We start from the raw sequence: 15,239 nt of genomic DNA on the forward strand, positions 1-15,239 counted from the left end.
ACTGTTTTACAAACGCTTCATAAAGGGCGTGACTTCTTCATGGGAACTTTATAAAACTGAGCTGAGATGTTCCTACTTTTTGCTACTGACAGCGCTGAAGAGACAGTTTAAGCTACCGAATGACAGCTAAATAAATAGCTTTTACCTTTTGGAGAAACGAGTTATATGTCTACTTCTACCCTTGTAAAACTTTCAGCCTTTGCAGCCAGCTTCGTTAGTATGGTTGGATTCTCAACTGTATTCAGTGTTGAACCTTCTTATGCTTCCATAGTTAATGGAGGGTTTGAAACTGGTAATTTTGACGGATGGGAAACCCTAGGTAATACCAGTATTGAGACATCAGCGTTTGGCAGTGGTCCCAAGGAAGGAAATTTTCAAGCGTTACTACAGACGAGTTCAATTAATGATTTTGATTTAGAAGACTTTCTCGGATTACCTTCAGGCAGCTTGGATGATCTGGAAAACGGAGATGTCACTGAAGGATCGGCTATCAAACAAACATTTACGGCAAAGGCGGGTCAAGTTGTAAAGTTTCATTGGAATTTTCTTACAGATGAGCTAGACTTTGACGACGATCCATTGAGTTTCAATGACTTTGCTTTTGTTTCACTAACATCGTTAAGTGAATTAGGCGACACTTCCTTAAGCTTCATGAACTCGTTAACACCATTTTCTGATGAAACAGGGTTTGAGGAGTTTTCCTTTGTAATCCCAACAACTGGAACCTATACTTTAGGAATTGGTGTTACCGATGTCGGTAATCGCGTTTTCGAGTCCGGATTATTGGTTGATAAAGTTGCAGTGACCCCCGAACCCGCTTCGGTTCTAGGACTTTTAGCCGTAAGCGTTCTAGGTGCTGGCTCAGCTTTTAAGCGTAAACAACAGCACAAAGCTTAAGTTTATAGCCTTAAGCAACTCAAAAAACATGGCTTCTATATGGAGACCACTCACCAAAAATACCTGGGTAGGTCTCCCTTTTTGAATAAAGTATTAAATTTAATCCAAAACCTAGAATTGCTATATCTAATAGAAGTTCAGAGAAGATTACTCATGTTTTCCATTTACATCCTCACCCACAACGAAGAATTAGACATCGCTGCCTGCATTGAATCCGCCCTGCTTTCAGATGATGTCATTGTTGTAGATTCATTCAGCACAGATCGCACGATTGAAATTGCCTCCCGCTATCCCATCCGGATATTACAGCACACATTTGAAAGCCACGGAAAACAACGCACCTGGATGCTGGAAGCGATTCCTACTAAATATGAATGGGTCTACATTCTAGAAGCCGATGAACGCATGACTCCCAAACTGTTCCAAGAATGTCTGGACACCATCAAAAACCCCGAACACATCGGCTATTATGTGGCAGAACGAGTCCTGTTTATGGGTAAATGGATTCGCCACAGCACCCAGTATCCCCGCTATCAATTGCGCCTGTTCCAGAAAAATAAGGTCTGGTTTACAGATTATGGTCACACCGAGCGAGAAGTTTGTAACGGTTCCACAGGTTTCCTAAACGAAACCTATCCTCACTATACCTGTTCAAAAGGCTTGACGCGCTGGATAGATAAGCATAATCGCTACTCCACAAATGAGGCGGCTGAAACATTACGACAACTCGAACAGGGACAAGTGAATTGGTGGAATTTGTGCTTGGGTCAATCAGAAGTCGAACGACGGCGAGCTTTAAAAGATTTGTCCTTGCGTCTTCCCTTCAGACCTTTGGTGCGCTTCATTTATATGTATTTTTTCCTCGGTGGTTGTTTAGATGGTCAAGCCGGTTTTGCTTGGTGTACACTACAGGCATTCTATGAATATCTAATTGTTCTCAAGAGTTGGGAGATGCAACAGCAGCCAATTGCATCAGGAAATAAGCGACAGGAGAATAACGGACTAGAAACAAATAAACAATACCTTTCCTTTGATGAAGAAGCACAAATCACTGTAGGTTAATACGCCCCTACGCACTAATTGACACACACATTAGTAAAATTCATCATCTTAAGTACGGGAGAGTTCCTCCTTCTCAAATTTTGAATACTCTTTCTTCTATTCCACAGTTTCTCCCAGCAAAAACTGTATCCAAGTCTCAATATTACGTTTAGGAATGAAAATCGCGATCGCTTCATCGGATTGACGACTTTGTTAGGAATCTTCGCTAAAACATGTAGCATTTTAAATTCCCCTGCTCTGCTGAGCGAAACGCAGTTTAGCTCGCGCATCTGGTGAGATTCTGACGCTCCTTATGTCGCTATCGCTGCGCGTCACGCTTCGCTCTCATAAGACACGTTAGAAGAATGCAACTTGGTATCAAATAAAAGTGAAGTACCCCAACCTCAGCGAAGCAGGTTGGGGCTTCTAACATCCCCACATCAGCTAAAACATTAAACAGTGATCGCTCTGGCAGGTGGTATTGCGGTTTTCAGTCTGATGCAGTACATCGGTAAGGGCGCAAGGATGGTGCCCCTACATTCGGGTGTACCTCATCTGCTTGGCGATATTGATATCCAACCCCCCTTGAGAGTCTGTGTCCTTTTATCCCTGTCTTTCAGGGTTGCCAATGTTATGTGTCTACATGCACCTCAGTAACTATGTAAAACTGAGTGTAATTTTGCCCAGATTGAGTTAAGTGCAAAGTTTTGTGAATAATATTTAGAGCAACTACTTCAATGAATGTAAATAAATGTAAAGTAAATTGAGCAACTTCCTATCGAATTGTGTCAAACGATGGCTAAAACGCTGCATGGGTCAGCATTTTCTGGTAAAACCACTAAAGTTGCCCTAACTGTAACGCCAAGCCGATTGTTCCAAGCGGAAGCCAAGCTAACCTTCCCTGGAACCCTACTAATGAGAAGAGAACAAGGATCAAAAGGAGCTAGAACCGCATGTTCACTCACGTCAAGTCCACCATTCGTCACATCACCCCCGATGACCCCAAGAATCGTCATGTACTGAAGGTGGTCTATGTCGTGCTAGAGCCACAATATCAAAGTGCTTTATCAGCGGCTGTCCATTCAATTAATCAAAATCAGCCAGATATCGCCATTGACATGAGTGGCTACTTAATCGAAGAACTCCGCGACCCCCAAAACTATGAGGCATTTCAGCAGGATATTGCCAAAGCGAATATCTTTATCGCCTCTCTAATCTTTATCGAAGACTTAGCGGATAAGGTTGTCGACGCCGTCCAACCTCATCGCGATCGCTTAGATGCGGCGGTGGTATTCCCCTCTATGCCGCAGGTGATGCGCCTGAACAAATTAGGCAGCTTCTCTATGGCACAACTGGGTCAATCCAAGAGTGCCATCGCCCAGTTCATGAAGAAGCGTAAAGAAAAGTCAGGCTCATCCTTCCAAGATGGGATGCTGAAGCTATTGCAGACGCTGCCCAAAGTCCTGAAATATATGCCCATCGATAAGGCACAGGACGCCCGGAACTTTATGCTGTCGTTCCAGTATTGGCTAGGAGGTTCCTCCCAGAATCTGGAAAACTTCCTGTTAATGCTCGCAGATAAATATGTCCTCAAAGGCAGAACCCTAGAATTTAAAGACCCGGTGGTTTACCCAGACATGGGACTTTGGCATCCCCTGTCTACAAAGATGTTTGAGGATGTCAAAGAGTATCTCACCTGGTATAACAATCGCGACGATATATCTGAGGATTTAAAAGACCCCTTCGCCCCCTGTGTCGGTTTAGTCCTGCAACGCACTCACCTCGTCACCGGGGATGATGCCCATTATGTGGCAATGGTACAGGAACTAGAAGCCATGGGCGCACGAGTTCTACCTGTTTTTGCTGGGGGACTGGATTTTTCCAAACCCGTGGATGCCTTTTTCTATGACACCCCCACGAGTAAGGGACAAGCCAATGTAACTCTGGTGGATGCGGTGGTGTCTCTGACTGGATTTGCCCTAGTTGGGGGTCCGGCGCGACAAGATCATCCCAAGGCGATCGAATCCTTAAAACGCCTCAACCGTCCCTATATGGTGGCATTGCCCTTAGTCTTCCAAACCACTGAAGAGTGGGAAGGAAGTGACTTGGGATTACACCCGATTCAGGTAGCACTGCAAATTGCCATCCCAGAATTAGACGGCGCGATCGAACCGATTATTCTATCCGGACGAGATGGCACCACCGGGAAAGCGATCGCACTTCAGGATCGGATTGAAGCCGTGGCAAATCGGGCGCTGAAATGGGCAAGCCTGCGCCGTAAGCCGAAACTGGATAAGAAGGTAGCGATTACAGTATTTAGTTTCCCGCCGGATAAGGGGAATGTAGGCACCGCCGCCTATCTGGATGTCTTCGGGTCGATTTATAAAGTCATGGAAGCCCTGAAGCATAACGGCTACGACGTGGAAGACTTACCCGAATCCGCCGAAGCGCTGATGCAAGAAGTCATCCATGACGCCCAGGCACAATATGCCAGTCCCGAACTGAATATTGCCTACCGCATGTCAGTGATGGAGTATGAACGGTTTACCCCCTACTCCACCCGTTTAGAAGAAAACTGGGGTCCACCACCAGGACATTTAAATAGTGATGGACAAAACCTACTCATTTATGGTAAGCAATTCGGCAACGTGTTTATTGGGGTGCAGCCCACGTTCGGCTATGAAGGCGATCCAATGCGGCTGCTGTTCTCCCGTTCCGCCAGCCCTCACCACGGATTTGCCGCTTACTACACCTATTTAGAACATCTCTGGCAAGCGGATGCCGTATTGCATTTCGGGACTCACGGGTCCTTAGAATTTATGCCCGGTAAGCAGATGGGGATGTCCGGGGATTGTTACCCGGATAATTTAATTGGTTCGATTCCCAATCTCTACTATTACGCGGCAAATAATCCCAGTGAAGCGACGATCGCCAAGCGTCGCAGTTACGCCGAAACCATTTCCTACCTGACCCCTCCGGCTGAGAATGCGGGCTTATATAAAGGGTTGAAGGAACTGAATGAATTAATTGGGTCCTATCAAACCCTAAAAGACACCGGACGCGGTATTCCAATTGTGAACACAATTATGGATAAATGCCGCTTGGTGAATCTGGATAAAGATATCGCCTTACCCGAAAAAGACGCCAGTGAACTGAACCCAGAGGAACGGGATACCCTGGTGGGGTTAGTGTACAAAAAGCTGATGGAGATTGAGTCTCGGCTGTTACCCTGTGGGTTGCATGTAATTGGCAAACCGCCCACTGCTGAGGAAGCGATCGCGACTTTAGTGAATATTGCTAGTTTGGATCGTCCAGAGGAAGAAATCCAGAGTCTACCGGGGATTATCGCCAACAGCATTAACCGGGATATCGACGAGATTTATCAAAATAACGACCGAGGTGTCTTAGCGGATGTGCAGTTGCTGCAAGACATCACCCAAGCCACTCGCAAAGCTGTAGCGGCGTTAGTGCAAGCCCAAACCGATGCGGAGGGGCGGGTGTCCAAGGTGACGAGTCTGAATTTCTTTAATATGCGGAAACGCACCCCTTGGATAGAAGCATTAATTGATGCGGGGTACTGTCAAGTTGACTCCGATGCAATTAAACCCCTATTTGAATATCTGGAATTTTGTCTCCAGCAAATTGTCGCCGATAACGAACTTGGGGCGATGCTGAAAGCGTTGGAAGGGGAATATGTGCTTCCAGGACCTGGGGGTGATCCCATCCGCAACCCGGATGTATTACCCACCGGGAAAAATATCCACGCCCTTGACCCCCAATCCATCCCCACCACGGCGGCGGTAAAATCGGCAAAAATCGTCGTAGACCGCTTATTGGCGCGACATCGGGCGGAAAACGGCGGGAATTTGCCCGAAACCATTGCCTGTGTTCTCTGGGGAACGGATAATATCAAAACCTACGGGGAATCCCTGGCACAAATTATGTGGATGGTTGGGGTGAAGCCGGTTCCCGATGCGTTGGGACGAGTGAATAAATTAGAATTGATTTCCCTGGAAGAGTTGGGGCGTCCCCGAATTGATGTGGTGATTAACTGTTCTGGGGTATTCCGGGATTTGTTTATCAACCAGATGAATCTGTTGGATCAAGCTGTGAAAATGGCGGCTGAGGCGGATGAACCTGAGGAGATGAACTTTGTCCGCAAACACGCGATGCAACAGGCGGCGGATATGGGAATTAATCTGCGCCAAGCGGCGACGCGGGTGTTCTCCAATGCGTCGGGTTCCTATGCCTCGAATGTGAATCTAGCAGTGGAGAATAGCACTTGGGAAAGCGAATCAGAGTTACAGGATATGTATCTGACACGGAAATCCTTTGCCTTTAGTGCGGATAATCCGGGAACGATGGAACAGAATCGCCAGATTTTCGAGTCTTCGTTGAAAACGGCGGAGGCGACGTTCCAGAATCTGGATTCTTCGGAGATTAGTTTGACGGATGTGTCTCACTATTTTGATTCTGATCCGACGAAGGTGGTATCAACCCTGCGTCAAGATGGTAAGACGCCTGCATCTTATATTGCTGATACGACGACAGCAAACGCCCAGGTGCGGACGTTATCGGAGACGGTGCGTTTAGATGCGCGGACTAAGCTACTCAATCCGAAATGGTATGAGGGGATGCTGAGTCACGGGTATGAGGGAGTGCGAGAACTCTCGAAGCGGTTAGTCAATACCATGGGTTGGAGTGCAACGGCTGGCGCGGTGGATAACTGGGTATACGAGGAAGCCAATGAGACGTTTATCCAGGATGAAGAAATGCGGAAGCGGTTGATGAATTTGAATCCCCATTCCTTCCGCAAGGTGGTGTCCACGTTGTTGGAAGTGAATGGACGCGGGTATTGGGAGACGAGTGAGAGTAATCTGCAGATGTTGCGGGAGTTGTATCAGGAGGTTGAAGATCGGATTGAAGGGATAGAATAGTCGGTGACCTGACCATTGTAGAGACGCGCCATGGCGCGTCTCTACACAATGATCGGGGAAAACCCATAACCTGGCATAAAACAAATATCGGGTTGAATCCCATTAACCCACCAAGGATCAAAGAAGGTTTGATATTTCTTCACCATCTGTACCCGCGATCGCACCATTTTCTTCACTGATGTTATAGTCGGTGATATGACCATTGTAGAGACGCGCCATGGCGCGTCTCTACACAATGATCGGGGAAAACCCATAACCCTGTACAAACCCATGACCTTGTACAAAGGAAAATATCGGGTTGAATCCACCCGATTACCCCACAGAGACTATAGCGCAAATGGCTGGTATTTCGTCACCATCTGTACACGCGATCGCACATTTTTCTTCGGTGATGTCATATCAGGAGAAATACACCTATCCAAGATTGGGCAAATCGCCCAACAATTCTGGGCAGAAATTCCCACCCATTTTAAACATGTGTGTATTGATGCCTATGTGATCATGCCCAATCATGTCCATGGAATTATTGTAATCGACCGCCCACATAATACAGAGACGCGCCATGGCACGTCTCTACACCAATCCCCAACCCAGTCAAAAGATTCTGCAAACAAATTTGGACCACTAAAGCCTAATTCATTGCAGTCTATCGTCAATGGTTACAAATCATCTGTCACTCGCTGGTGTAGACAAAACGGTCACGAATATTTTGCTTGGCAACCGCGATTTTATGACCACATCATTCGCGCTGATGGATCATTAGACCGAATTCGAGACTATATTATCAATAATCTGGCTAAGTGGGAAGACGACAAGGATAATCCCGCAAATTTGTGGATGTAAAAAATTATCAGGGAAAACCCATAACCCCGTCAAAATACTAGGGCATTGTAAACTTTTGTAGTAAATGCGTAAACTTCTGCAAATATTCCGGATAATACGATAGTATAACGATATCCCAATCCCAAGGGGGATAGTGGCAGACAAAATCATCTAAATTTTGGATAAATAAACGCTATGCCTATCAATATCGCACCATCCACTATACCCAACGGTTTCGTCATTGATGAAATTCTCGGCAATCTATTTGGGTTCGGTTCTGTAGTCAAAGGTAACGGTGACTTTGATGGAGATGGGTTTAATGATTTCCTGATTAGTGCGCCGGGAGCTGGTTCGGGTTTGGGTGAACTTCATGTCGTTTTTGGCAGCAATGATTTAACCACTTCTTCTACTCAGACTATTTCCCTAAATTCCCAATTTTCGCCGCAAGTATCAGTAAGTATTGGCAATATTAATGGTGATGGCACAGATGACATCATTATTGGTGATCCTTTTGCTAACAACACAAATAATCAAGGTCGAACTTATGTCCTTTATGGTGATATAAGTCGGTCTATAGCTACCGATGTAACCAGCTTACTAGGGCAAGGCTTTACTATTGTTAATAGCGATAGTAATGCAAATATTTCAGACGCATTAGGATGGTCAGTTAGTAGCGGAGATATCGATGGTGATGGCACAGATGATGTGATTATTGGAGATCCGGCTGCTGATTCTAATAATGGAAATGTTCATGTCATCTTCGGTACAAATCTTAATGGTGGTCACTCAGGTACATTCGATATTAGTACTGCTCCTCCTACCGATTTTCTGACCTTTAGCGATCCTAATCCTAGTCCTAACCCAAAAGGTTTAGGATTCTCAGTGGGAAGTGGAGATATCAATGGAAACAATAAAGATGATGTAATTATCGGTGCGCCTGATACTAATAATTTCAATGGGGAAACTTATGTAGTCTTTGGCAATGGCACACGCGGGAGTATAGCTACGTCTACTACAAGTTTAACTGGTGCCAATGGTTTTATATTTCAAGCCGCTTCACAAGAAATATTAGGCTGGAAAGTCAGTAGCGCCGGCGATATTAACGGAGATAGCAATGACGACTTCATTGTTACTGCACCTTCACCAGTCATTGTTACTGCACCTTCACCAGCTCTCAATCTTCAAGGTCGCGCTTATGTCGTCTATGGCAACAACTCAGGCTTCCCATCAACTCTGACTACTAGCAGCATAATTAATGGTACTGGTACAGATGGCTTTTATATTGATGGTCTGAATAACAATGACTTCTTAGGTTACGCAATTAGCGCCGCCGGAGATGTCAATGGTGATGGAATTGATGATTTCCTGATTGCCGCACCTTATGCAGATACCAATAGTCTCAACGATTCTGGTCAAGTATATGTAGTTTATGGTCGTCAAGGAGGCTTTGGCTCAAATCCAAAACTTGATCTTAATAGTTTAGCACCAGATCAGGGTTGGTTCGTTGAAATTGATGGTCTTGCAGCTAATGATTTAACTGGGTTTTCAGTAAGTGATGCCGGAGATGTAAATGGTGATGGAATTGATGACTTTTTAATTGGTGCACCCGGTACTAACGGTGGTGTGGGTACTACTTATGTTGTCCTTGGTCAAGAAACCGATAAACCCATTCCAGACACAACCGTTGTTGATATCACAGGTGCTTACCCCTTAATTGGAGAAAGGCGCACATTTATAGTTAGCTTCGACAACGTCGCCTCTTCTCCCGGAAATGTCGGTTATGCTCCTTTTGTCAATTTGTACCTCGATACCACTGGTACTGATGGGATGGCTGATGACAATGGGGTAATGACAGATACTTATGATGGTCTTACCCTGATTCCTAACGGCATACGATACATTCTTGACCAAGATATTTCATCGGTTGTTGACCCTGATACTGGTAATACGATTAGCGATGGGTTGCATTCGGTTCCTCTGAGTGTTTTGGGGATACAACCAATATTAGCAACCATCTACCTTGATAACTCTGGAAATCTTGTAGTAGATCATCCTTATGCTGGCACAATCGAAGTTCCATCAGGATTTAATCAAGGAGATACATTATATGTAATACCCTTACCTCAAGGTAGTTTTACCCCAGATCAACCCGATGCTAAACTTGAAATTGACGTTCAGATCAGTAATTTAGCTGACTATAATCAGCCGCTCAAGCTCTCTACTAGCGGTGGTTTCCGGTTGGGTGCAAATGCCGTATCGAACAGTCAGCCAATTGATCCAATAATGGAATCAAATGACGACGTTACCGAAAATTATTTAAAACCGCTGCTGTACCGAATTCGGAAACACTACACAGGTCCGGAAAACGAAACTGTCACTGGAGAAAACTTCAGTAAACAGTACAATATCTCAGTGGGTATTGCGCCGGGACAGACAATCGATAACCTGGCAATTCAGGATATTTTGCCCGATAATCTCCAGTTTAAGAGTGTTGTTAGTACGAGTGGCGGTACACCTACTATAACTAAAACTCCCCCTGGTTCAGGTGGTACTCTAATTGCTGCCTTTCCTAATCCTGTAACAGGTAATGCCAGCCTCAATTTTGATTTCTATATCCCACTCTTAGACAACAGTACTACTGACGTTATCAACCCTCAAACTGGGAATGCAGTTACTTCAACAGATATCGCTAAATTAGATCCAAGTCTTGTATGGAATCCGCTAGATCCACGAGATGGTCAACCTTTCGCCGGACCCTACAATCCTCCAGATAATACTGCCACCACCTTCATTGAACCCAATGCAACTCATACTCTATATGATCGGTCACTCGCTATTCAAAAAACCTGGAATCGAGTATTACCAAATGGTGATACCAAAGCACTAGGATTAAGTCCGGGAGATGTGATTGAATACACCATGAATTTCCAGGTGTCTGATTATTTCGCCTTCGGGAATGTCAATATCAATGATATATTTTCCGATGGTCAGAAATTCGATACCAGTTTCACCCCGACTTTTACAATTAACGAGCATAATGTCGTTACTACCGGTTCATTTACCAACTCTGGAGACTTCACTTTTGTCGATCCAAGTGGGGGTAGTAGTGGCACAGTTAACTTAGATATTTCTCAAGCGTTATTGTCATTAGCTCCACAGTCTAATCCTAATGATAAATTATTAGGTGGGAATATTTTTGACTCAGGTGGTTATGGTGCTACTTTTGGTGCAACTACAGGGCAAATAAAATTCCGCACAGTAATACAGGAAGATTTTACGGGAAGTTTTCCTGATACATCGGTTGACAATGGTGACTTTTTCAGGAATACTGCCACAATTACAGGGGATGTTTTAAATGTTAATCCTGGTCAAAACTTCGCTCCTCATATCGACACTGGAAATAATTTACCTTTCAATGAGTCAGATTCTAGTAGCACATACTTCTACTTACCTCGTGGTAAATTTAATAGCAATTCGGGACAAGATGATGGCTATGAAGTAAGCGTTTTTCAGATTAAGGACAGTGATGGGAATCTGAAAACTGGTAATACTGTTGTAGCTGGGGATGAAGTTACTTATCGGATCAAATATACTCTGCCTTTTGCCGACATAGAACAGCTAAAATTTACATCTTTCCTTCCTTTACCTGTTTTCAATGAAAGTCTCAGTCGATTAGATATAACAACGGTACACAGTGGATCACCTGTTTTAGAGCAAATCGTTTATGGTCCGATGGATACGCTTAATACCTTTTATGGTAGTGTCAATCCAATCATACCCTCGACAGGTCCAAATCTTTCTGTTGGGCGTCAAAACAATTCTTTGCTGTTCAACTATGGAACCTTTGACGATCCTGGCACCGTTGCACCCCAAACTATTGACCTTCTCTATACCTTAAAAGTAGGAGATCAGGTAACAGAAAATAACCTGTTACTAACTAATCTGGTTTATGAACAAGAGGGTAGTACCAATGGTGGTTCTCGCGCCTTTGCTAAATATGCTTTACTTGAATTAGCGCAACCAGAACTCAAGATTACTCAGGGTGTAGTCGCAACCAGCGCAGCTAATGCTGTGTTTAGCGAATTTTTCCCTGTTATTGGAAATCCTCCCACCCTTGAATTTACTGCTCCTGGAACCTCAGAGTTAAGATTCACTGGAACAATTAACTCCAAGACTCTTAGCACCACTAATTATTTCGATAGTGATATAACGGCTGATTTGAGTGATGCTCCGGGTAGTAATCTAGCTCATAATGGAGATAATAATTCAATAACGGATTTAGTCACCTATGCCATCATTCTGGAAAACACTGGCACAAGTCCTAATGGTGCATTTGATGTACTGATTAAAGATAATCTGCCCACAGGATTAAAGATACCCATAAGTGGGCTAAATCTTCAAGTGGCTTATGGGAATGGTGCTTTGATTAATTCCAGTGACATTGAGTTTTTAGGCGGTGGTCCTGACGGAATAAGCGGTACTCCTGATGATCTCTTTGGTAATGGGATTCGCTTAAATGATTCTGCTACAGGTGCGATCGCCGCTTATAATTCTACCAGTGGCGATAACGTTGTAGTCATAACTTACGACTTAGAAGTAGATGATAATCTTGCCGACGAGACGATCATTACCAATAAAGCCATTTTAGAAGAATATTCCAGTTCTGAAGGTGGTGCTAAATTCTTACCTGGCTCTCAGTCGCTGACGGATGATGCTCAAGTCAAAACACAACCTGATCTTCAAGAACAATTTCATACATTTCTAGATTTGTTAGATGGTATGCCAGGTAATTTACCAGAAAACACTGGTGTTACAGGTGCTGCAGGTGAAACGTTTACAGCCTTGCCTTACCTGGGGAGTGGTGACTTAACCTACAATGTGATTGTGAACAAAGGAGCATTGACAGTATATGATTCGACATCAGGAGTCAACAATCTATTCAATCCTTTTGATTCAATAGATTTAACTAATCTTGAGTTTCAGGTTAAACCATTTTTAGGGTTCTTGTTCAACGGAGGCTATACCGTTAGTGTCGAAGTATCTGACTCAGATACTACTAATAATCCGGCGGGTATAGATTTTGATGTCCAAGATACTTTTGACTTTACGATTGATCTGCTTGGAAAAGTAACCAACAACGACATTATTGGTGCAACAGTCTTCTTCGACGCCAATCGTAACGGAGAATTAGACAACAACGAATCCTTCGCTATCACCGATGCCCAAGGCTCCTTTACCTTTACCGATGACTTACTTATCTATGACACCAATAGTGACGGAATTCTCGACATCTCTGAAGGTCAAATCGTCTCCCTGGGTGGAATTAACACCGCCACAGGATTAACACAAGACACCGCCTTCATCGCCAGCCCTGATGCCTCTGTAGTAACCCCATTAACTACTGTCATCGCTGAATTAATCCGACGCGGATTGACGCAACAGCAAGCCAATGATTTATTCACTAACGCCTTCTCAATTCCCAATACCATTGACATCAATACCTTCAATCCCGTAGAGGCGATCAATAATAATCAAACTGATGCCGTTACCGCCTATACCGCCCATAGCCAAATCGCCATCTTAATCAGCCAAGCGGCTACCATTGTTTCACACTTCGCCAACGCCTCCCCAAGTCAAATCCTGGATAATCTGGTAGGGGCAATCGCCAATAAAATCCAAAGTGGTATACCCTTAGATTTAACGAATCCTACCCAATTGGAACCGATTATCACCAATGGCGCGGGAATTCCAGCTGGAAACACCAGCCTTATCCAAGGATTCGCTCAAATCATCGCCGCCGCCAACCAAACTATTCAGGATTTTGCGAATACGTTGCCCATAGAATCTCTGGAAGTGCAATTTGCCAAAGTAGAAAAGGTGGCATTGGCTGAAACCAAACAAGATATCCAAGATGTTCTCAACGGAAATAAAACCATTACCCAAGCCATAGAAGAGAACACGGGTACAGCTTTACAAAACCAGATTGATACAGCACTTGTCTTCAGCGCCGATCCTACTGATATTGCTCTGACGAATACTGCAGTCGCCGAAAATTTACCGATTGGTGTAGCCGTTGGTACTCTTTCTTCTGTAGATTCTGAGTTAGGAGAAACCCATTCCTATAGTTTAGTTTCTGGCACAGGAGATACGGACAATAACGTATTTGAAATTGTCGGCAATACCCTAAAAACCAAAGCCTCCTTCGATTACGAAACCCAGAATTCCTATAACATTCGCGTCCAAACCTCTGATGGTAATGGTGGCATTTTCTGGAAGGAATTTACAATTGGTGTCACCGATGGAAACGAGATTCTCGAAATTGTCGGGACAGAAAAATCGGATATTCTTTTTGGTACTCCTGACAACGATATCATTGATGGTTTAGGTGGAAATGATACCATCTACGCCAATCAGGGTGATAACACCATCTATGGTGGTACTGGAATTGACCGGATTGACGCCGGTGACGGTAATAATTTCATCGATGCTGGTGCTGGAAACGATACCATCTACGTGGGTAATGGCGACAATATCATCTATGGTGGTACTGGAATTGACCGGATTGACGCCGGTGATGGGGATGATTTCATTGATGGTGGGGATGGAAATGATACCATCTACGCCAATCAGGGTGATAACACCATCTATGGTGGTACTGGAATTGACCGGATTGACACGGGTGACGGTAATAATTTCATCGATGCTGGGGATGGAAACGATACCATCTACGCTGGTAATGGCGACAATATCATCTATGGAGGTGTTGGAATTGACCGGATTGACACGGGTGACGGTAATAATTTCATCGATGCTGGGGATGGAAACGATAGCATCTACGTGGGTAATGGCGACAATATCATCTATGGTGGTCTAGGCAACAATACTATTTGGCTCGGTGGCGGTCAAGATACGGTTATCCTAGAACTAGGCGATGGCTTCGATAGCATCCACAACTTCCAACTGGATCAAACCATCTTCCAACTCGGATCAGGTTTAACCACAGATGATCTGTCTATCTTTGATAGCACAAATGGAGCAGAAATTTTTGCCGGTAGCGATCGCCTAGCTGTGGTAAATTGGACGCAAGCTAGTGTCATCCAAAACAATCTCTCCAGTATCTTTGTCTAATCAGATCAGCTAAGTAGGTGGGACGAATTAAATGTAAAACGCACATCACTAAAAGCATTAGGGTGAAAGTGACATGACCATTGTAGAGACGCGCCATGGCGCGTCTCTACATTCCGTAGCGACACCGAGTTCTATCGCGCAAGATCACAAATGTCTCCGAAAGCAGGTTCTCTGGGTGCCATAATTCGATCATACAAAGCAGCAGTTAGTCAGTGGTGTAAAAGGAATAATTATTCATCTTTTGGTTGGCAAACGCGATTTTATGACCACATCCTGAAGGGGTGACAAGCAGCTCAAAAGCTTGGCAGGCAAAGCATTTCCCCCTTCAAGCCTTGAAAAGATGAGAGCTTATTGACAGGTTTATTGAGAAGGAATACGTGAATGAGAATGATAATCATAGGGGTGACGCTTCAA

The 15,239-nt window shown here is 44.4% G+C and carries 5 protein-coding genes; all 5 read left to right on the forward strand.

Annotation, left to right across the window (positions count from 1 at the left end; translation table 11 throughout):
* Positions 1 to 165 precede the first annotated feature (165 nt).
* The 5 genes from RLO19_RS18870 to RLO19_RS18890 all read left to right on the forward strand — a co-directional run bounded on the left by RLO19_RS18870 (position 166) and on the right by RLO19_RS18890 (position 14,825).
* Positions 166 to 897, forward strand: coding sequence for a PEP-CTERM sorting domain-containing protein (locus RLO19_RS18870; RefSeq protein WP_446358888.1), 732 nt, complete (start codon positions 166 to 168; stop codon positions 895 to 897).
* 153 nt (positions 898 to 1,050) lie between these two features.
* On the forward strand, positions 1,051 to 1,959 hold the full coding sequence (locus RLO19_RS18875; protein WP_446358890.1) for a glycosyltransferase family 2 protein: 909 nt from the start codon (positions 1,051 to 1,053) through the stop codon (positions 1,957 to 1,959).
* Between the two features lie 932 nt (positions 1,960 to 2,891).
* Positions 2,892 to 6,875: a magnesium chelatase subunit H gene (locus tag RLO19_RS18880; RefSeq protein WP_446358892.1), complete on the forward strand. Its 3,984-nt coding sequence runs from the start codon at positions 2,892 to 2,894 to the stop codon at positions 6,873 to 6,875.
* A 270-nt stretch (positions 6,876 to 7,145) separates the two neighbouring features.
* Complete coding sequence (locus tag RLO19_RS18885; RefSeq protein ID WP_446358894.1) at positions 7,146 to 7,718, forward strand: transposase; 573 nt, start codon at positions 7,146 to 7,148, stop codon at positions 7,716 to 7,718.
* A 174-nt stretch (positions 7,719 to 7,892) separates the two neighbouring features.
* On the forward strand, positions 7,893 to 14,825 hold the full coding sequence (locus RLO19_RS18890; protein WP_446358896.1) for a hypothetical protein: 6,933 nt from the start codon (positions 7,893 to 7,895) through the stop codon (positions 14,823 to 14,825).
* Positions 14,826 to 15,239: the final 414 nt, after the last annotated feature.

The organism is Coleofasciculus sp. G2-EDA-02 (genome assembly GCF_040226375.1).
Taxonomy (GTDB): domain Bacteria; phylum Cyanobacteriota; class Cyanobacteriia; order Cyanobacteriales; family Coleofasciculaceae; genus Coleofasciculus.